The 19,485-nt window shown below is 66.9% G+C and carries 15 protein-coding genes; 4 read left to right on the forward strand and 11 right to left on the reverse strand.

Going from position 1 to position 19,485, the window contains the following annotated elements; genetic code table 11:
- Position 1 precedes the first annotated feature (1 nt).
- Entirely contained in the window at positions 2–1,054 is a 1,053-nt protein-coding gene (locus tag MFF62_RS10425) for an alpha/beta fold hydrolase (protein WP_238262826.1), read from the reverse strand.
- A gap of 494 nt (positions 1,055–1,548) precedes the next feature.
- Between MFF62_RS10425 and MFF62_RS10430 the strand changes: the two genes are divergently transcribed.
- Together MFF62_RS10430 and MFF62_RS10435 are read left to right on the forward strand one after the other, a co-directional pair.
- Positions 1,549–1,788 carry a hypothetical protein gene (locus MFF62_RS10430; RefSeq protein ID WP_238262827.1) on the forward strand — a complete coding sequence of 80 codons (240 nt, stop codon included), beginning with the start codon at positions 1,549–1,551 and terminating at the stop codon, positions 1,786–1,788.
- Positions 1,789–2,023: 235 nt separating this feature from the next.
- Complete coding sequence (locus tag MFF62_RS10435) at positions 2,024–2,680, forward strand: response regulator transcription factor (protein WP_238262829.1); 657 nt, start codon at positions 2,024–2,026, stop codon at positions 2,678–2,680.
- On the opposite strand, the gene poxB is transcribed toward MFF62_RS10435, so the two are convergent.
- The 9 genes from poxB to MFF62_RS10480 form a co-directional block, all read right to left on the reverse strand.
- Positions 2,677–4,407, reverse strand: coding sequence for a ubiquinone-dependent pyruvate dehydrogenase (gene poxB / locus MFF62_RS10440; protein WP_238262831.1), 1,731 nt, complete (start codon positions 4,405–4,407; stop codon positions 2,677–2,679). The genes MFF62_RS10435 and poxB overlap by 4 nt on opposite strands.
- A gap of 186 nt (positions 4,408–4,593) precedes the next feature.
- The gene (locus MFF62_RS10445; RefSeq protein ID WP_238262833.1) at positions 4,594–10,107 is read right to left on the reverse strand and encodes a trifunctional serine/threonine-protein kinase/ATP-binding protein/sensor histidine kinase; all 5,514 of its coding nucleotides are present in this window, start codon (positions 10,105–10,107) and stop codon (positions 4,594–4,596) included.
- Positions 10,108–10,131: 24 nt separating this feature from the next.
- Entirely contained in the window at positions 10,132–10,599 is a 468-nt protein-coding gene (locus MFF62_RS10450; protein ID WP_309295905.1) for a response regulator transcription factor, read from the reverse strand.
- A gap of 159 nt (positions 10,600–10,758) precedes the next feature.
- Positions 10,759–11,865: a porin gene (locus tag MFF62_RS10455; RefSeq protein ID WP_238262835.1), complete on the reverse strand. Its 1,107-nt coding sequence runs from the start codon at positions 11,863–11,865 to the stop codon at positions 10,759–10,761.
- On the reverse strand, positions 11,852–12,127 hold the full coding sequence (locus MFF62_RS10460) for a XapX domain-containing protein (RefSeq protein WP_238262836.1): 276 nt from the start codon (positions 12,125–12,127) through the stop codon (positions 11,852–11,854). The genes MFF62_RS10455 and MFF62_RS10460 overlap by 14 nt, the downstream gene beginning before the upstream one ends.
- A 21-nt stretch (positions 12,128–12,148) precedes the next feature.
- Positions 12,149–13,774, reverse strand: coding sequence for an MFS transporter (locus MFF62_RS10465; protein WP_238262838.1), 1,626 nt, complete (start codon positions 13,772–13,774; stop codon positions 12,149–12,151).
- A complete protein-coding gene (locus MFF62_RS10470; RefSeq protein ID WP_404990725.1) occupies positions 13,771–14,199 on the reverse strand; it encodes a DoxX family protein in 429 nt (142 codons plus the stop codon). The genes MFF62_RS10465 and MFF62_RS10470 overlap by 4 nt, the downstream gene beginning before the upstream one ends.
- Positions 14,200–14,467: 268 nt before the next feature.
- The gene (locus MFF62_RS10475; protein WP_238262840.1) at positions 14,468–16,336 is read right to left on the reverse strand and encodes an amidohydrolase; all 1,869 of its coding nucleotides are present in this window, start codon (positions 16,334–16,336) and stop codon (positions 14,468–14,470) included.
- A gap of 95 nt (positions 16,337–16,431) precedes the next feature.
- A complete protein-coding gene (locus MFF62_RS10480; protein ID WP_238262842.1) occupies positions 16,432–17,430 on the reverse strand; it encodes an alpha/beta fold hydrolase in 999 nt (332 codons plus the stop codon).
- Here MFF62_RS10480 and MFF62_RS10485 point away from each other — a divergent pair.
- Complete coding sequence (locus tag MFF62_RS10485) at positions 17,429–17,605, forward strand: hypothetical protein (protein ID WP_238262844.1); 177 nt, start codon at positions 17,429–17,431, stop codon at positions 17,603–17,605. The genes MFF62_RS10480 and MFF62_RS10485 overlap by 2 nt on opposite strands.
- A 12-nt stretch (positions 17,606–17,617) precedes the next feature.
- Here the strand turns inward: MFF62_RS10485 and MFF62_RS10490 are convergent, their stop codons facing one another.
- Positions 17,618–18,304: a hydrolase gene (locus MFF62_RS10490; protein ID WP_238262846.1), complete on the reverse strand. Its 687-nt coding sequence runs from the start codon at positions 18,302–18,304 to the stop codon at positions 17,618–17,620.
- 506 nt (positions 18,305–18,810) lie between these two features.
- Between MFF62_RS10490 and MFF62_RS10495 the strand changes: the two genes are divergently transcribed.
- Entirely contained in the window at positions 18,811–19,419 is a 609-nt protein-coding gene (locus tag MFF62_RS10495; protein WP_238263104.1) for a response regulator transcription factor, read from the forward strand.
- Positions 19,420–19,485 lie beyond the last annotated feature (66 nt).

Consider the following 19,485-nt stretch of genomic DNA (forward strand, 5'->3'; position numbering starts at 1 on the left):
GTTACTTGCGGTCGATGTCGAGCACGGCCTGCGCGAACGCCGTGGGGGCTTCCTGCGGCAGGTTGTGGCCGATGCCGCCGGTAATGTCGCGGTGCTCGTAGCGACCCGTGAACTTGCTCTTGTACGCGCTGGGCGACGGGTGCGGCGCGCCGTTGTCGTCGCCTTCCATCGTGATGGTGGGCACGCTGATGGTGGGCGCCGTGGCCAGTTTCTTCTCGATGTCGTCGAACTTGGACTCGCCCTCGACCAGGCCCATGCGCCAGCGGTAGTTGTGGATCGTGATGGCAACGTGGTCCACGTTGTCCAGCGACACGGCGCTGCGTGCGAACGTGGCGTCGTCGAACTTCCACTTCGGCGATGCCAGCTTCCAGATCAGCTTGGCAAAGTCGTGCGTGTACTTCGTGTAGCCCGCAGCGCCACGGTCGGTGGCGAAGTAGAACTGGTACCACCACTGCAGCTCGGCCTCGGGCGGCAGCGGCAGCTTGCCCGCGGCCTGGCTGCCGATCAGGTAGCCGCTCACGGACACCAGGCCACGGCAACGGTCCGGCCACAGCGCGGCCATGATGTCGGCGGTGCGCGCACCCCAGTCGAATCCGGCCACCACGGCGTTGCGGATCTTCAGCGCGTCCATCAGCGCGATCATGTCGACGGCGATGGCGGACGGCTGGCCGTTGCGCTTGGTCTCGGGCGACAGGAACGTGGTGGTGCCGTAGCCGCGCAGGTGCGGAATGATCACGCGGTAGCCGCGCTGCGCCAGCAGCGGCGCCACGTCGACAAAGGCGTGGATGTCATAGGGCCAGCCGTGCAGCAGCAGGGCCACGGGGCCGTCGGCCGGGCCCACTTCGGCGTAGCCGACGTTGAGCACGCCGGCATTGATCTGGCGGATCGTGGCGAACGACGTATGCGCACCCGGCGTCACCGGAGCCAGCGCAGCCGCCTTCGACACGCCGGACTGGGCGTGCGCCGAGCTGATCATGCCCAGGTTGGCGGCAGCCAGCGCCAGGCCGGCGGTGCCAAGAAAGTTACGGCGCGGCAAATCGATGGTCTTCTTCATTTCTTCTCCTTTGCGTCTGACGCTAGCAGATGGCTACGTGTCGCTTGGTTTGGCTGGAAAAAGTCGGGTCACGGTGTGATGCAAGTACCGACACACTGGTGTTTAATGCCAGCGCGTGTGCTGCGATATCGACCCGGTGCGACGCGTTGCCGAAACGCACGGTGTCTGAAGCATCGGTGCCGGCACTTGCATCGAACCGGTGAGTTGGCACGAGTCTAGGCACCCGGCGCAAGCCTTGTGTGTCGGTATGCCCGGGTTTTGTATCGCAGTGTATTTGGCGCCGGGCAGCCTGATATGCCGATACAAAAAGGGGCGCCTCGTGCCCCTGCGCTTGTGCCGCCAGGCAGGCCGCCCGAGCGGCCTCGATACGTCTTTGGTATGACATCGCCATGCCGACGCGCTACGGCCGTCGAACCAACGGGCAATGCACAAGCTGGCCGCGTCTGCCTACCATGTGTTCACGGGGCGCGGGCATTCGCCCCTGGGGAGAAAACATGAATCAAGCTAATGGCCTCGAGATCGTCCGCCTGCGCGCGGCGGCATCCGCGCAGATCCAGGATGCCCGGCTGTGGCGCTGGTTTTCAGACCAGATGGAAGAGCACCGGCTGTGCTGCGAGCGCACGCGCGACTGGTGGCGTATCACCATCGCCGGGCGGGAACTCGCGTGCGACCGGTCGTTCGACGTCGCGGTACGCACCGCCTACACGCTGAGCCGGGCGCTGGAAGCGTTGTAGCACCAGGCTGGTGCGTCAAGTAGCGCCGGCTAGAGGCCCGCTTCGACGGCCGGCGCCGTGCGGCCGTTTGCAAATCCACCGAAAGCGCCGATAATTCCGCTTCGCATTAGGCGGGCTGACGTCGGTATCGCGCCGTTTCACGGCAAATTCATCGTGTTCAGTGTGCATCTCCGGCCAGCCCCGGCGGACCGTCCATGAATGCATAGTGAGAGTCGCGATGAACAGCAGTGCCGCCATGTTGCGCCAACCCGAACCCACCGACGATGGGGTCGTCCTCGTGGTCGATGACGACCATGACGTGCGGCAGGCCCTGGCGGGGCTGTTCCGCTCGGTCGGACTTGCCAGCGCGTCGTTTGCCTCGGGCGAGGAAATGCTGATGCACGTCATGCCGGACCGGCCCACCTGCATCGTGCTCGACGTACGGCTGCGTGGCGCCAGCGGACTCGACCTGCAAAGCCATCTCAACGACGCGGGGCGCAGTGCCTCCATCGTCTTCATCTCGGGCTACGGCGACGTGCCGATGACCGTGGCCGCCATGAAGGCCGGCGCGGTCAGCTTTATTCCCAAGCCATTCCGCGAGCAGGACCTGCTGGACGCCGTCAACGAGGCGCTGGAGCGCGACCGCGACCGGCGCCAGGCACGCTCGCAGACGCAACTGCTGCGCGAGCGCTTCGACGCCCTGACCGGCCGCGAGCAGGAAGTCATGCAGCGGCTGGTGCACGGCCTGATGAACAAGGAAGTGGCCGACCAGCTCGGTATCAGCCAGGCCACCGTGAAGATCTATCGCGGCCAGGCCATGCGCAAGATGCAGGCGCGCACCTTTGCCGAACTGATCCTGATGGCGCAGGCGCTGGGCCTGGTGATGAACGCCGCGGCCCAGGTCCCGATCTAGCGCAGCAAGTTCGTCTTCGCCAGTTCCACCAGTTCGTCGGCGCGGCCGTTCACCACGGCCTTGAGCGCCCACAGGCTGAACCCCTTGATCTGCTCGGCCTTCAGCGCGGGCGGCATGGCCAGTTCCTGCGTGTTGGTCACCACATCGAGCAGCGCCGGGCCGTCGTGCTCCAGCATCGATGCCACGGCATCGGGCAGCAGCAACGGGTCTTCCACGCGCTGGGCATGCACGCCCACGGCACGGGCCATGGCGGCGAAATCGGGATTCTGCAGCGATGTGCCCGCCTCCAGGAAGCCCGACGCCTTCATTTCCAGCGCCACAAAGCCCAGCACGCTGTTGTTGAAGATCACCACCTTGACCGGCAGCCGCTGCTGCACCAGCGTCAGGAAGTCACCCATCAGCATCGCAAAGCCGCCGTCGCCGGACAGGCTGATCACCTGCCGGCCCGGATACGCGGACTGGGCGCCGATGGCCTGCGGCAACGCATTGGCCATCGACCCGTGCGCCAGCGAGCCGATCAGCCGGCGTTGGCCGTTCATCTGCAGGTAGCGCGCGGCCCAGATGGTGGGCGTGCCCACGTCGAACGTGAACACGGCATCCTCGGCAGCATGCTCGCTGATGAGCTTCGCCAGGTATTGCGGATGGATCGGGCGCCGCCCGCTGTCGCCGGTAGCCAGGTCGTCGAGTTGCCGGCGGGCGTCGCGGTAGTGCCGCACGCTGGCGTCCAGGTGCGTGCTGTCGGCCTGCGGCCGCAGGCGCGGCTGCAGCGCGTCGAGCGTCGCCGCCACATCGCCCACGAGCCCGAGGTCCAGCCGCGTGCGGCGTCCCAGGTTCTCGGGACGCACATCGACCTGCACCACGCGTGCGCCCTCCGGATAGAACTGGCGGTACGGAAAATCGGTGCCAAGCATGACCAGGGTGTCGCAGTTCTGCATCGCGTGATAGCCCGAGCTGAAGCCGATCAGCCCTGTCATGCCGACGTCATACGGATTGTCGTACTCGATGTACTCCTTGCCGCCCAGCGCATGCACCACCGGCGCCTTGAGCGTTTCGGCCAGCCGCACCACCTGGTCATGCGCCCCGGCGCAGCCTCGGCCGCACAGCAGCGTGGTGCGCTGGCTGCCGGCCAGCAGGTCCGCCAGCGCATCGAGCGATGCGGCGTCGGGCACCACCACCGGCGCAGGCAGCATCATCGAGGCCGGTGCCGACAACGCGGCGGTGGCGGCCTTCAGTGCTACATCGCCCGGAATCACGATGACGGCCACGCCCCGGCGGCCCACGGCGGTGCGGATGGCGGTTTCCAGCACGCCGGGCAACTGCTCGACGCTGGTCACCAGCTCGCAGTAGTGGCTGCATTCGCGGAACAGCTGCTCGGGATGGGTTTCCTGGAAGTAGTTGCGTCCAATCTCGGCGCTCGGGATATGCGCGGCAATGGCCAGCACCGGTACACGCGACCGGTGGCAATCGAACAGCCCGTTGATCAGGTGCAGGTTGCCCGGCCCGCAACTGCCGGCACAAACGGCCAGCTCGCCGGTCAGATGCGCTTCCGCACCGGCTGCGAAGGCCGCCGTTTCCTCATGCCGCGTGTGGATCCAGTCGATGTCACCGCGCCTGCGCAGCGATTCGGTCAGCCCGTTCAGGCTGTCGCCCACCACGCCGTAGATACGGCGGACACCAACGCCATACAGCACCGAGGTGATCAGATCGGCTGCATTTTCCGTGGCCATGCTGTGCTCCTTGTCCGGAGGGATAGTTCAACCTAGCCTACGCGGGCGTGATGCGCCAGGGTTGTGTACCGGTGTGCGGGGTTGTGGATTTGCACAGTGGATCGTTCGTTGCCCTTTGCTTTCTTTGTTTGCTCCCCTCTCCCGCCTTGCGGGAGAGGGGAGCAAGACAATCGAAGCGAGCCAGTCTCACCCCCGCAACGGAATCCCGAACCAGAACCGGCTACCGTGTGGCTCCAATGCGGCAGCCTGCAACTGCCCCTTGTGTGCCTCGATGATCGAGCGGCAGATGGCCAGGCCCATGCCCATGCCGTTGACCTTGGTGGTGTAGAACGGCTCGAACACCTGTTCAGCCAGCGCCTGGCCGATGCCGGTGCCGTTGTCGGTCACGCTCACTTCCAGGCACTGGCCGTCGACGATGCGGGTGGCGATATGCAGCACGCGCGGGCGGTCCAGGATCTCGGCCATCGCATCGATGGCGTTGACCACGAGGTTCAGGATCACCTGCTGCAACTGAATGTCGTCCCCGAACGCGGTGGGCGGGTCGGCATCGAGCGACAGCGTCAACGCAATCTGGCGGCGGTCCACTTCGTTGCGCGAGATGGCCAGGATATGGCGGATGGCCTGGTGGATGTCCACGTTGGCCAGCACGGGTGCCGCGTTGCGCGTCAGCCCCTGCAGGCTGCGGATCATGTCGCCGGCGCGTTGTCCTTCGCTGCGGATGGCCTCCAGGCCCTCGCGCGCGTTGGCGATGTCCGGCGTGGCCCGCGCCAGCCAGCGCAGGCTGGCTCCCGCGTTCGAGACAATCGACATCAGTGGCTGGTTCACCTCATGCGCGATCGACGCGGTGAGCTGGCCCACCGTGGTAGCCCGGGCCACGCGGGCCAGGTCGGCCTGCGCGCTGCGTAGTGCGTCCTCGGACTGACGCCGCGCGGTGATATCGGTGACGGTGCCCACGTAGTCCAGCGCGCCGTTGTCTCCGGGCAGTGGCTTGCCGATGGCGGCCACGTACCGGATCGATCCATCGGCACGGACGATGCGATGCTCCACGCGAACCGTGGCCTGCCGCGCGACCTGCGTTTCGGTGACATGGCGCACCATCTCGCGGTCTTCGGGATGCATGCGCGAGAGAAACACCTCGAATGGTGCTTCGCGCTGGTCGGGGCCGAGTTCGTAGATGCGGCGCAGTTCCTCGGAACCCGTGAAGCGGTCGCGCCGCAAATCCCAGCGCCAGCTACCGGTGTGGCTGACGCTCTCGCCCATGGCCAGCGATGCCTCGCTGGCGCGCAACTCTCGTTCCACCTGCTGGCGGCGCTCGTTCTCGACGAGCAGGTCGTCGTAGAGCCGTGCCGTGCGCAGCGAGATGGCCGCTTGCGACGCGATCAGCTCCAGCACGCGCGTGCGATCCAGCGTGAAGGCGTCGTGGATCAGGCGGTTCTCCAGGTACAGCGCACCGATCACCTCGTTGAGGCGCAGCATCGGGATGCACAGCGCCGAGACATGTGGCGAGGCGAGCTGCCCGAAATAGGGATCGATCGCAAACGGATTGGCGCCCGTCGATGCATCCGCCATGGCCGCCTGCCCGGTGCGTACGGCGGTGTGGAACATGGCCAGCGGCAGCGCGCGGGCCGTGACCGGGTCCTGCGTCAGCCGCACCTGGATGCCGTCGGCCGCGGTGTCGGCGCAGGCTTCGATCAGCGGGCCCTCGGGACGGATACGGATCAGCAACCCGCGCTGCGCACCCGCATATTCAAGCGCGACGGTCATCAGCTTGTCGATCAGCCGGTCCAGCCGGATTTCTTCGCTCAACGCACGCGACGCCTTGATCACGCTCTCGGCATCGAGCGTCTGCGCGCTAGCGCCAAGGTGCCAGGTGCGCGGCGGCGATGCGGCATCGGCGATGTCCGGATGCGCGGCTTCCAGTTGCCGCGCCTTGGCCGTGGCACCCCAACGCAGATAAGCATCGCGCGCATGCCGCCGATGCGCGTTTGCGGCCGATGTCAGCCCCTGCGTGGCGCACAGCGCCGCAGCGCGCTCGTGGGCCATGGCGGCGATCTGCACGAAGCCGTGCGCCGAGGCATGACTGATGGCCTGCTCGTAGCGCGACATCGCACCCAGCACATCGCCTTCCAGCCGTGCCACTTCCGCCTCCACCAGCAAGGCCTTGTCGGTGAACGTGTGCGGGTTGGCCTCGGCCCAGCCGCGCAGGCGGCCGGCGTCGGCGCGCAGCGTTTGCCAGCCGGCGGCATCGGGCGAGCCCGGCTGAGCGGCGATGGACAGCGCGCGCAACAGGTGGAAGTCGAGCTGGTGGATATGAGCCGGCGCCGACCAGGCAAACACGGCCGCGTGCTCCAGGCACTGCGCGGCTGTATCGAAACGGCCGGAGAGGAACAGCACAGTCGCCTGGTACACGGACTGCCAGAACTCGAACGTGCTGAGGCGTTCTTCCACCGCGCCCGTGGCTTCGCGTACCACCTCGGCCTCAGGCCAGGACAGCGTGCGCAGCCCGTCGACAAAGCGCTGCTGCAACAACAGGATGGCCTCGACGTCGCCAAACCGGGCCGTGCGGACGAACTGCAGCCCCCGGGCGATTTCGGCCTCCACGTCGTCGAGTACGTCGCCGCGCACCAGCATCGCGGCCGCGATATGGCAGCACTCGTAGCAGGCGGTGGTCACGTCGCCATGCGTGACGCCAGCGGCAAAGCCGGCGCGTGCGCATTCGATGGAATAGGCCAGTGGCTGGGTCCAGACGCTGAGCTGATCCAGCGGCAGCAGCGTGCGCGCCTCGTGTTCGGCGTACCCGGCACGGGTGGCCAGCCGGTGCGCCAGCTCTCCGTAGCGGAAGCCATCGGCATACGCATCGTAGCGGTGGCACACCAGCACGCCGAGCCAGCCCAGCGAGGCCGCCGCCGCCGCGGTCATGCCGTGGCTCAGCGTCAGCCGGATCATCTGGCACAAGCCCGTGAAAGCCAGGTTCTCGTCGGTGAAGCTGGCCGGAATATGCAGCGCCGACAGCAGCCCCATGGCCGCCTCGGTGCGGGCATCGGCCACCTCGGGCAGGGCCAGCAGCGCATCGAGACTGGCGTGGTCGAGGTGCGGCCGGATCTCGGCGTAGAGCGTATCGCACAAGGAGTCGGACGGATGCGGATGCAGGTCGATGCCAAAGCCCCGCAGCCCGTCGATGGCCTGCTCCACGGCCAGCGCATTCTCTGAGCGCCGCAGGTGGATCTCGATCTTGAGCCGGTACACGGCGGCCTGGCGCAGCGGCCCGGCTGGCTGTTCGAGCAGGTCGGTGGTCAGTGCCAGCGCGTCGTCCAGATGCCCCTGCAGGAACTGGCAGTGCGCCTGTTCCTCGCGCAGCGAGTAGGCCAGCCCGTCGGCAGCTGGCACCGGTACATCGGGAAGGCTGACGCGATGCAGCCCGCCTTCGACATAGCGCAGCGCGGCCCCATAGGCGGCGGCGCTGCGCGCCCGTCTTGCCGCGTCCAGGAGCAGCGTGGCCATCTGTCGGGCGTCGTCGATCGATGCCTGCTGCGCGGCGCCCTGCAGCAGCAGGTCGGCGGCGCGGAACAGCAGGTCGTCGCGGGCGTCGGGCCGTACCGACCGGGCCAGCAGGCGCCCGGCGCGCAGGCAGATCGACGCACGTTCGGCGGCATCGATCCCGGCTTGCGCGGCATCCTGGATGCGGTCATGCGCGAAGACGTAGTCGTGCTCCATCAGCATGATCAGGCCGGACGCGCGGGCCGGTGCCAGTTGCGCGTGCAGCGCGCGTTCGCTGATATCGAAAACTTCGCACAGCAGCGCGGTCGACGAACGGCTTCCCAGGCACGCCATGCCGCCCAGCCGCTCGAACGTGTCGGGCGGCAGCCGGTGCAGGCGTTGCAGGCTCAGCGCCGCCACGTTGTCGGTGTAGGCGCGTTGCTCGATGGCGGTGAGGTCGAACTGCCAGCTATCGCCATCGGCCGTGCCGGAGATCAGCCGTTCATCAGCCAGCGTCTGCAGGAACTGCCTGACGAAGAACGGGTTACCCAACGTCTTGAGGTGGACCCGGTGGGCGAGCGACCGCACGGCCGCCGCCGGCATGCGGAAGGCTTCCGCCAGCAGGCTGGCCACGGAATCCACTGTCAGGTTGTCCACGGCGATCTGCTGGACGTGCGCGGACTGTCGAGGCGTTGCCAGCAGCGAGATGCCGGGCGTCGGAGCGCTGCAGACCAAAAGCCACGGTAACGGCGGCGACATGTCCGCCAGCCGCGCGAGCAATGCCTGCGAGGGCTGGTCGAGCCACTGGACGTCGTCCATCAGCAGCACGAAGGGCAGGTCCGGTTGCGCGAAGGCCTGGATCAGCCGGCGCAGTGCGATATCGACGTGGACGTCGGCGTCCGCGCCTTGCGATGCGGGCGCCGCCGGAAAGTCGTCGACCAGCAGGCGCAGCGCCGGGGCAACGCGCGCCGCCACGCGGCCGTAGTTGCCCAGCGCCTGCCCAAGGCGTACTTGCCATGTCCGAACGGCGTCGTCGGGCAGGGCCAGGATCCGATGCACGAGGCCGCCGAATGCAGTGGCCAGCGCGGCGTACGGCACGTCTTGCTGGGAGCGGTCTGCCTTGCCGATGGCGGCATGTACGCCACGCGTCTGCAACGTCTGCACAAACGCTTGCAGCAGCGCGCTCTTGCCCACACCCGATGGCCCGGTCGCCACCACCACGGCAGGCTTGCCGGTGGCGGCCACGCTGGAGAGCGCATCGTCCAGGCGCGCAAGTTCCGCATGGCGCGCGTAGAGGCGGTCGGGCAGTTCGAGCCCGGCGGACAGGTCGCGCTCGCCGGGCTCGAACGGTTCGATACGGTGGTGCGCGCCCCACGCCTGCGCGCATCGCGCCAGATCGGCATGCAGGCCGGCGGCGGTCTGGTAGCGGCGCGACGGCGCCTTCTCCAGCAGCTTGAGCACGATGCGCGACAGCATCGGGGGTACGCCGGGCTCCAGCGCGTCGGGCGGCTGCGGCGTACCGGCGACGTGGCCGTGTATCCATTCGCCCATGTCGTCCGGGTTCCTGACGCCAAACGGCAACTGGCCGGTCAGCAACTGGTACAGCACCACGCCCAGCGAATAGAGGTCGCTGCGCGCATCGATCGTGCGCCCGGTGCGGCCCGTATGTTCGGGCGACATGTAGGCCGGCGCCTCGCCGGCCAGCATGGTCACGGCGGGCCGGCTGGCCGCCGGTTGCGAAGCGTGCGTGGCCATGCCGAAGCGGCCGATGCGGCATCGTCCCGTGTCATCGACGAAGAGACTGCAGGGCGTGATCGCGCGATGCAGCATGCCGCAGTCGTGCGCGGCTTTCAGCGCCGCAGTGGCGCCAAGTGCCACCGCCAGCGCACGCGTGACGCTGGGGCGCTGCGGCAGCAGCGCGGACACCGGCATGCCGTACAGGTCGTCGTAGACCGATGCCACACCGTGGCGATAGCGGGTCAACGCACGCGGCACCAGCGCCCATTCGGCGCGCAGCAGGCCCCGCAATGCGTACTCGGTTTCAATGCGGCGCGCGGCGTCGGCTTCCACCTGGAGCGACGCGGCATGCGTCACCATGACGGTACTGCCTGTGCGGGGGTGCGTGCCGCGAGAGAACGCGACGATGCCGTCCTGCAGGCAGGGCTCGAAGTGGAAATCGTCGAGGGGAAAGGCGTTGGTCAGGCCGGTGGCGTCGGTCGTCATGGTGCGGCGTCCCGGGGGCAAGCGTCAGCCTCCGGGGCGCATCTGCAAAGCGTTTTCGATGCAGTCGATGATATCCGTATCCTGGAACGGCTTGTTCAGGAAACAGGCGGCGCCGGCATCGCGCGCGCGTTGTTCGTAGCCTTCCTGCGCAAAGGCCGTCATGAAGATCACCGGCATCCGGTGGCCGTTGGTGCGCAGCGCGTCGCACAGGGCAAAGCCGTTCATCCCGGGCATCTGCACGTCGGTGATCACGCAATCGATGTCACCGATCGAGGGAGACTGCAGCAATTCGGGGCCGCCGCCGTAGAGTTCCACGGCCATGTCGAGCGAGCGCACCAGTCGGCCCATGGCATGCCGGACGGAAACGTCGTCGTCGACAATGGCAATCACGGGGGTGGCAGTCACACGAGTTCCTTGAATAGTCGAAAGCGGCGGCATACCTGCCACCGCTTTGCCCAAAGCATAATCTCGCTGGCCACCGGTCGACATCATACGGTGGTATTGTCAGCGCGCCGCCGACATGCGCCGCTGACGTGACCACCGTGGCCCGCGCGTAAACCGACAAGGATATTCGGTTTCCGATACGCTCCGCCACCAATCGGAGCGTACCCATACCAAGGTATTAGTGACGCTCCGAGCGTGGCATCGGCGTCAGAAGTTGTGCCGCATGCCCAGTGCGAACGTCTGCGGATCGGCGCCAGCGCTCACACCCAGCTCGTTGATCGCGAAGTCGTAGATCGCGTTGCGCTTGTTGTTGATGCGGCTGTAGTACGCAAACAGCGCTGTGCGCTTTGACAGCGGATAGTCGTAGCCCACCGTGAACTGCGTGGCGCCCGTCTCGGACCCGCTGCGGAAAAAGCCCACCGTCTCGGTGGAAGATCCGGTGCCGTTGGCGGCCAGCGCAAAGCCCACGCGCACGCTGCCCGGCCCCAGCTGCTGCACCAGCGACGCGTAGTAGCCGTTGCGCTGCAGGTCGCCGCTGTCGGTGCGGTAGTGCAGGTGCTCGTAGACGGCCGAGATACGCGTGCCCTGGAACAGCTGGTAGGCCACGCCTACCTTGAGCGCATCGTCGTTGCGGCCGGCGGCCTGGTAGTGCTGGTGGATCTCGTAGGCGACGGTGGCATTGAGCGGCCCCTTGTCGTAGACCAGCGCGGCCGAGTACAGCGCCGGATTGCGCGCCACCGTGGTCTTTTCCTCGGGCAGGCCCCAGCCCAGCCAGACGCTGACGCCGGCCAGTTGCGGCGAGCGGTACTGCAGGATGTTCTTCTGGCGCCGGTCGAACGAACTGGTGTCCTGCACGTTGTCCGAGCTCGACGTGGAGCCGTTGCCCATCAGCGCCATGTACCCCGCCGTGGTGGGGTAGTACGGGTCGTAGGCCATGGTCGCCTCGGTGTAAGGCGTATGCCAGTGCCCCATGAACAGCAGCCCGTAGTCGCCCTGCAGCCCGATGCGCGAGTTGCGCGTGGCAATGCCGCCCTGGCCGTTGTCCACCGACAGGTTGCTTTCGATCTGCCACAGCGCCTTCAACGAGCCGCCCAGGTCTTCCTCGCCGCGCAGGCCCCACACCGACCGGTTGTTGGTCTGGCGCACCACGCTGCCCAGCGACGTGCCATCGGTGGCGGTGCTGGCGCGCGAATACTCGATGGCCGTGTTCAGGCGGCCATAGATCGTGACGGTGCCGGCCGCGCCGGCGCACGCCGGCGCCAGCAGGGCGGTGGTCAGCGCAAGCTGCTTACTGTGCCACTTACTGCGTCGCATCGGTCTTCCCGTCGTCGCGCGCCGCCAGCGTCGGCCCCGGCGTGCCCGTGATCTTGGGCACGCACTCCGAATGGAACCAGGCCACCGTCACCGGCTCACCTGCGATCATGCGCTTGATGGGCGGCACCACCTGTTCGCCGATCAGCATGCCAAGCAGGCCGATCAGCGCCACGGCCGGCGGCGCGGGAGAGCGCACCTGCATCAGTGCATAGATGATGCCGACCAGCACGCCGGCGCCCAGGGATACGAGATAGATCTTCATGATGACTTCTCAACAGTAACTTCAGACAGGTGACGATGCCGGGGGCGTGGCCGGCAGGCCCACGCCAAGCAGGTGCCGCACGCGCGGCGGCTCGCTGGCCACGTGGTAGCGCGCCACGTCGCGCTGCAGGTCGGCATCGGCATTGGGTACGCGGCGATGCTGGCGCAGGTGTTCGGCCCACGACTCCACCAGGAACCACTCGGTCAGCAGTTCGGGGTTGGCCGGGTCCTCCATGACGCCCCAGTTGAAGGCGCCGTCGCGCAGGCGCTCTTCCTTCAGGCCGTGCACGGCGCGCAGGAATGCGTCGCGGCTTGCCGCCGGAATGCAGTACTCGATCAGGATCATGACCGGGCCGCGATCGTGGGCGATCTCGTCGGCCATTTCCGGCTCGGGCCAGTGGCGTGCCGGGCCCAGGTCCTCCTCGCCGCGCGGCAGTCGTACGCGGTGCAGCAGCAGCGCGGCCACCACCAGGCCGACGGCGGCGATCAGCAGCGCATGGGGCGTGCCCATGGCCTGGGCCACGAAGCCCCACAGCAGGCTGCCACCCGCCAGCGCGCCGTTGAACACCATCTGGTAGACGGCCAGCGCGCGGCCACGTACCCAGTTGGGCAGGATGGCCTGCGCCGCGCCGCCCAGCGTGGTCAGCGCCATGATCCAGGCCGCGCCAAGCACGAGCAGCAGCGGCAACGCCAGCCAGACCGGCGGTGCGAACGACAGGCCGGCCATGACGGCGGCGGTGGCGATGGCGGACACCAGCACCACGCCGTCGCCGTCGAGCCGCCTCTGCAATGCGGGCATCGTCAGCGCACCCATGATGGCGCCTGCACCAACCGCGCCCAGCAGCACGCCATAGAGACCGGCGCCGCCGTGCAGCAGTTGCTTGGCGACCAGCGGCAACAAGGCCCACACGCTGCTGCCGAACGCGAAGTGCACGGCCGCGCGCAACAGCACCACATGGAGCTTGCTGTGGGCGCGTGTGAAGCGCAGCCCGGCACGGAAGGCGCTGAAGAAATGCTCGCGCAGCGGATCGGCGGGCTGCGCGGGACGCTTCCACCAGATCAGCGCGGCAATCACGAACAGATAACTCAGCAGGTCGGCGCCATAGGTGGCGGCGGCACCGAATGCGGCCAGCAGCAGGCCGCCCGTGGCCGGGCCGATGGCGCGGGCGATATTGACGCCCAGTGCGTTGAGCGCCACGGCCTGGCGCAGCGTGCTGGGGGGCACCAGCTCCGGCACGATCGACTGCCACGTCGGCCCCATCATCGCGGCGCCGATACCGCCGGCAAACGCCAGCGCAATCAGGATCTCGATCGTCAGGCCGTTATGCCAGGACAGGAACGCCAGCGTGCCGCTGACCGCTGCCAGAGCGATCTGGATCACGATCAGGAAGCGGCGCCGATCCAGGATGTCGGACAGCACGCCGGCCGGAATGGCCAGCAGGAAGACCGGCAGCGTGGCCGCGGCCTGGATGGTGGCCACGGCGGCGGGCGACGACGACAGGTCGGTGGCCAGCCACGCGCTGGCCACGTCGCGCATGAAGCTGCCGACGTTGCCGAGAATGGTGGCCGCCCAGAGGACGGCGAAGGTCGTTTGCGCCAGTGGCGCGAACGAGCCGACGGACTTGGGTTGCGATGCAGCCTGCGTCATGCCCGGCTCCGCAGGTCATGCCATGCCACCAGCACGAAGCCGCCGACCAGGCCCAGATGTTCGAAGAACGCGTTCATCAGCATGAACTGCGCTTCGGGCGGCGCACTCCAGAAACGGTTGGCCATGAACGTGGCCGCCAGCGTGAACACGGCCAGCGCCAGCGCGCCAAGCCAGCGGAACACACCCAGCAGGATCATGGCCGGCGCGGCCAGTTCCAGTGCAATGGTGGCGGCGGCAAGCGGCACGGCCGGTGCCAGGCCAAAGTGCTGCATCTCGGCGACCGCGCCGGAGAAATCGAACAGCTTGACGAGCCCGCCTTGCAGGTACGCCGCGCAAAGCAGCAGCAGGGCGATCCAGTGCAGCCAGCGGGGCAGCCGGTGCGCGGGGGCGCCGGAAGCGGCCATTGGGGAAAAGGATGATTGCATGGTGGGAGCTCCAGGGGCGAAGATGGGTGCAGCGAAACAGGGTGATGCGAACAGGGTGATGCGAACAGGGTGATGCGCGGTTGTTCGGTTTTTGCTCCCCTCTCCCACGCAGTGGGAGAAGGGCTGGGGGTGAGGGCCGGGCGCGTCAAATTGCTGACTGGTTGGCAAGCAGAACCTCGATGCCCTCACCCCCAACCCCTCTCCCGCCGTGCGGGAGAGGGGAGCACATATGGTGGGTCTCCCGCCATGCGGGAGAGGGGAGAAACAATCAGAACGCCCAGCAAGAACAGCCCAGCGCGCCCCAGAACGTGCTTTCGTCCGACGTCGGTGCGCTCGTGGTCCACGCCTTGGCATGCGCGTGGCCGTGCACGCCGCATGAGCTGGCGCAGCCGCAGGCGGTGTTCATCGCCAGCTTGGCCTGCGCGGTCGGGCGCGGCTGGTACTTGCTGCCGTGGCGAGCGGGCGACCAGTCGGGCATGGCCGGCGGAATGTTGGGCGAGTGCTTGCCGAATTCGCTATCGCCGTAGACCACCTTGCCGCCCAGCACCGTCATCACCGACGTGATGTCCTGGATGTCGTCGCCCGGCACGCTGAAGTAGTCGGCCGACAGCACGGCCAGGTCGGCGAGTTGGCCGCTCTTGATCTGGCCCTTCTTGCCTTCTTCCGACGAGAACCACGTATTGGCTTCGGTCCACAGGCGCAGCGCCGTTTCGCGATCCAGCAGGTTGGCTTGCGGATACATCGACATGCCGCCCACGGTCTTGCCCGTGGTCAGCCAGTACAGCGACACCCACGGGTTGTACGATGCCACGCGCGTGGCATCGGTACCGGCGCCCACCTTCACGCCCTTTTCCAGCATCTTCTTGACCGGCGGCGTCGCCTCGGCGGCGCGTGCACCGTAGCGCTCCACGAAGTACTCGCCCTGGTAGGCCATGCGGTGCTGCACGGCGATGCCGCCGCCCAGTGCCGCGATGCGGTCGATATTGCGGTCGGAAATCGTCTCCGCGTGGTCGAAGAACCAGTTCAGGCCGTTGAACGGCACGTCCTTGGCCACCTTCTCGTAGACGTCCAGCGCACGCGTGATGGTTTCGTCGTAGGTGGCATGCAGGCGCCACGGCCAGCGCTTCTCGGCCAGCAGGCGGATTACCGGTTCGAGATCGGCTTCCATCGATGGCGGCATGTCGGGACGCTCCACGCGGAAGTCCTCGAAGTCGGCGGCCGTGTACACCAGCATCTCGCCGGCGCCGTTGTGGCGGTACAGGTCATCGCCCTGGCCCGGCTTGACGGTCGACGTCCAGGTCTTGAAGTCGCTCAGTTCTTCCTTGGGCTTCTGCGTGAACAGGTTGTAGGCCAGGCGCACCGTGAGCTGGCCGTCGCGGTGCAGTTCCTCGATGATGTTGTAGTCCTCGGGGTAGTTCTGGTATCCGCCGCCGGCATCGATCACGCCGGTTACGCCCAGGCGGTTCACTTCGCGCATGAAATGGCGCGTGGAATTCTTCTGGTATTCCGGCGGCAGCTTCGGACCCTTGGCCAGCGTGGCATACAGGATCGTCGCGTTGGGCTTGGCCAGCAGCAGGCCGGTGGGGTTACCCGCCTTGTCGCGGATGATCTCGCCGCCCGGCGGGTTTGGCGTGTCCTTGTTGTAGCCCACAGCGCGCAGCGCGGCGCCGTTCAGGATGGCACGGTCGTACAGGTGCAGGATGAACACGGGCGTGTCGGGTGCCGCCGCGTTCAGTTCCTCGATGGTCGGCAGGCGCTTTTCCACGAACTGGTGTTCGGTGAAGCCACCCACCACGCGCACCCATTGCGGGGCGGGCGTACGGGCAACCTGGTCCTTGAGCATGCGCATGGCGTCGGCCAGCGACCGCACGCCGTCCCAGCGCAGCTCCATGTTGTAGTTCAGGCCGCCACGAATGATGTGCATGTGGCTGTCGATCAGCCCTGGAATGGCCCGCCGGCCATTCAGGTCGATCACCCTGGTACCGGCTGCCGCGAGCTTCATGATCTCGTCGCGCGTACCCACGCCGATGAAACGGCCGTCCTGGATGGCAACGGCATCAGCCTGGGGGTTGGACTTGTCTAGGGTGGTGAACTTGCCGTTGACAAGGATGAGATCGGGAGTCGGGGTCGGTGACATGGCGAAAAGCTCCGAAGAAGCTGCCGCCCCAAGGGCGGCAGCCGAGGCGATGAATTGCCGGCGGGTTACTGACATGGGGTCTGTTCGCTCGGGCTTCAGGCGTTCAGGAAGGCCAGCAGGTCGGCGTTGACCTGGTCGGCGTTGATCACGCACATGCCGTGCGAGGCGCCCGGGTACACCTTCAGCGTGGCGTTCTTGACGATCTTGGCGGTCAGCTTGCCGGCGTTGTCGATCGGCACGATCTGGTCGTCTTCACCATGCAGCACCAGCGTGGGCACGTCGAACTTCTTCAAGTCGGCCGTGTAGTCCACTTCCGAGAATTCCTTGATGCACAGGTACTGGCCCAGGATGCCGCCGGTCATGCCCTGCGCCCAGAACGCGTCGATGGTGCCTTGCGAAACCTTGGCGTTCGGACGGTTGAAGCCGAAGAACGGCACGGCCAGGTCCTTGTAGAACTGCGAGCGGTTCTCGGCAACGCCCTTGCGGATGTTGTCGAACACTTCGAGCGGCAGGCCGTTCGGGTAGGCGGCGCTCTTGGCCATGGTCGGCGGCACCGCGCCGATCAGCACGGCCTTGGCCACGCGCTTCGTGCCATGACGGCCGATGTAGCGCGCCACTTCGCCGCCGCCGGTGGAGTGGCCCACCAGCGTGGCGCCCTTGATGTCCAGTGCGTCGAGCACGGCGGCCAGGTCGTCGGCGTAGGTGTCCATGTTGTTGCCCTGCGCCGGCTGGTCCGAGCGGCCATGGCCACGGCGGTCATGGGCGATCACGCGGAAGCCCTTCTGCACCAGGAACAGCATCTGGGCGTCCCAGGCGTCGGCGTCGAGCGGCCAGCCGTGCGAGAACACCACCGGACGGCCCGAACCCCAGTCCTTGTAGAAGATGCGCGTGCCGTCCTTGGTCGTCACGAAGCTGCCGCCTTGCTTGTTCTGGCGGCCGGCAGCCTGCGCGGCTTCGGCGACGCCCGGCGTCAGCGCGGCCATCGATGCCACCGACGCGGCTGCCGCGCCGACGGTGCTGCCAACCAGCAGCTTGCGGCGCGAGGCGTCGGGTTGGTTGGCTTGTTCGGCTTGTTGGGGGGCGAGGTTCGACATGATTTCTACCTTCCTGCAAAAAGTTGATTCGGTTTTTTTGATTGATGTAAACGGTGGTGTCTGGCTCGTTGCCACCGTTCTATGCTGCGGGTGCTGCGATGGGGTGAACTTTAGCGGCCAGCATGAGCCCATTGCCGCACTCATGCTGTACATTTTGTTCAAAAAATTAGAATGATGTCTGGATGGCTCAGCGAGCGGGCACCGGAGCGATCGAATCGTGCGCCGTGGTGGTGCGCTGCGCGGCCTTGTGGACCATCGTGTAGGCGTAGTCGACACCCATGCCGTAGGCACCCGAGTGTTCCTTGACCAGCTTCATCACGGCGTCGTAGGTGTCGCGGTGGGCCCAGTCGCGCTGCCATTCCAGCAACACCTGCTGCCAGGTCACGGGCACCACGCCGGCCTGCACCATGCGCTGCATGGCGTAGTCGTGGGCTTCCTTGCTGGTGCCGCCCGAGGCGTCGGCCACCATGTAGATCTCGTAGTCGCCTTCCAGCATCGCGCACAGCGCGAACGTGGTGTTGCAGACCTCGGTCCACAGGCCGGCCACTACCACCTTCTTGCGGCCGTTGGCCTTCAGCGCGTCACGTACCTTCTGGTCGTCCCACGAGTTCATCGAGGTACGTTCCAGCGTCTTGGCGTCCGGGAAGACATCGAGGATCTCCGGGTACGTGTAGCCCGAGAACGACTCGCTTTCCACGGTGGTGATGGTGGTCGGCACATTGAAGATCTTCGCGGCCTTGGCCAGGCCGACGACGTTGTTCTTCAGCGCCTGGCGGTCCATCGACTGCACGCCAAAGGCCATCTGGGGCTGGTGATCGATGATGATCAGCTGGCTGTTCTGCGGCGTCAGCACTTCGAGCTTCGGGTTGGACATGGTGTGGCTCCTTGAAACGAAGAGTTGGGCGAAGCACGGGGGGCAGCCGCGGCGGCTGGCGTGTCCCGCACCGATTGCATCGCGCCGCCATGGCAAGGCATGGGCGATGCAACCCGACGCAAGACTAGACGGGGCTTGCGAATGGAGCCATCGAACCATCGTATTAGCGCATCCGTGTTTCGGATGACTGGCGGCGCCACGGAATCGGCGCCTGACCGGGCGCAGGGGCCAACGGTGCGGGGCGGCAGGGGCAAACGGGAGGCGTATCCCGGTGTACACAGACGGCGGCGCCATACGCTCTTGGTATGGGTTCGGCATTCCGCGCTGGCTGGCGGTGGGCGGCGGGGTGCTTGTCCACTCAGCCGATGGTATGGGTGGCGCAGCGTCCGCCGCTGTGCTGAAATGCGGGGCGGCGCCATTGACCGGCGCCAACACCCTATTGGAGAACCAAAGCCGTGACTTCCCAGAGCGGGGACCTTGCCGATACCGGCGTGGCCGACGAATCGATGGTACTGATCGTCGACGACGACGCCATGCTGCGTGCCGGCCTTGGCAACCTGTTCCGTTCAGTGGGAATGCCGGTGGCGCTGTTCGGGTCGGCGGCCGAGCTGCTGGAGTTCAAGCTGCCGGACGTACCTAGCTGCCTGGTGCTCGACGTACGGCTGCGCGGGCCCAGCGGGCTGGACCTGCAGACCCGGCTGGGCCAGATGGGGGTGCATATCCCGATCATCTTCATGACCGGCTACGGCGACATTGCGATGACGGTCACGGCCATGAAGGCTGGCGCCGAGGATTTCATGGCCAAGCCGTTCCGCGACCAGGACCTGCTGGATGCGGTGTCGGCGGCCATCGAGAAAGACCGGCTGCGCCGGCGGGGGTTGCGCCGCGTGGACGAGATCCGTGCCCACTACGCCACGCTGACGCCGCGCGAGGCCGAAGTCATGGGCATGGCCGTGTCGGGATTGCTCAACAAGCAGATTGCCGGCGAGATCGGCATCAGCGAGGTCACGGTGAAGATCCATCGTGGCCAGGCCATGCGCAAGATGCACGCGCGCACATTTGCCGACCTGGTGCTGATGGCCCAGCAGATCGGCCTCTGTCGCGCCGAGCAGTAAGTTCAGGGCCGGCTCCGGCCCGCTTCTTCGTATCCCACTGTGTCTGGCGCCGTGCTTTCCTACGGT

Origin of the sequence: Cupriavidus pauculus (assembly GCF_022179805.1) — a bacterium.
Taxonomy (GTDB): domain Bacteria; phylum Pseudomonadota; class Gammaproteobacteria; order Burkholderiales; family Burkholderiaceae; genus Cupriavidus; species Cupriavidus pauculus_E.

Coding starts and splice junctions, on each gene's coding strand:
- MFF62_RS10425 (WP_238262826.1), bottom strand. CDS start 1,054: ATGAAGAAGACCATCGATTTGCCGCGCCGTAACTTTCTTGGCACCGCC.
- MFF62_RS10430 (WP_238262827.1), top strand. CDS start 1,549: ATGAATCAAGCTAATGGCCTCGAGATCGTCCGCCTGCGCGCGGCGGCA.
- MFF62_RS10435 (WP_238262829.1), top strand. CDS start 2,024: ATGTTGCGCCAACCCGAACCCACCGACGATGGGGTCGTCCTCGTGGTC.
- poxB (WP_238262831.1), bottom strand. CDS start 4,407: ATGGCCACGGAAAATGCAGCCGATCTGATCACCTCGGTGCTGTATGGC.
- MFF62_RS10445 (WP_238262833.1), bottom strand. CDS start 10,107: ATGACGACCGACGCCACCGGCCTGACCAACGCCTTTCCCCTCGACGAT.
- MFF62_RS10450 (WP_309295905.1), bottom strand. CDS start 10,599: ATGATGTCGACCGGTGGCCAGCGAGATTATGCTTTGGGCAAAGCGGTG.
- MFF62_RS10455 (WP_238262835.1), bottom strand. CDS start 11,865: ATGCGACGCAGTAAGTGGCACAGTAAGCAGCTTGCGCTGACCACCGCC.
- MFF62_RS10460 (WP_238262836.1), bottom strand. CDS start 12,127: ATGAAGATCTATCTCGTATCCCTGGGCGCCGGCGTGCTGGTCGGCATC.
- MFF62_RS10465 (WP_238262838.1), bottom strand. CDS start 13,774: ATGACGCAGGCTGCATCGCAACCCAAGTCCGTCGGCTCGTTCGCGCCA.
- MFF62_RS10470 (WP_404990725.1), bottom strand. CDS start 14,199: ATGCAATCATCCTTTTCCCCAATGGCCGCTTCCGGCGCCCCCGCGCAC.
- MFF62_RS10475 (WP_238262840.1), bottom strand. CDS start 16,336: ATGTCACCGACCCCGACTCCCGATCTCATCCTTGTCAACGGCAAGTTC.
- MFF62_RS10485 (WP_238262844.1), top strand. CDS start 17,429: ATGATTTCTACCTTCCTGCAAAAAGTTGATTCGGTTTTTTTGATTGAT.
- MFF62_RS10480 (WP_238262842.1), bottom strand. CDS start 17,430: ATGTCGAACCTCGCCCCCCAACAAGCCGAACAAGCCAACCAACCCGAC.
- MFF62_RS10490 (WP_238262846.1), bottom strand. CDS start 18,304: ATGTCCAACCCGAAGCTCGAAGTGCTGACGCCGCAGAACAGCCAGCTG.
- MFF62_RS10495 (WP_238263104.1), top strand. CDS start 18,811: ATGGTACTGATCGTCGACGACGACGCCATGCTGCGTGCCGGCCTTGGC.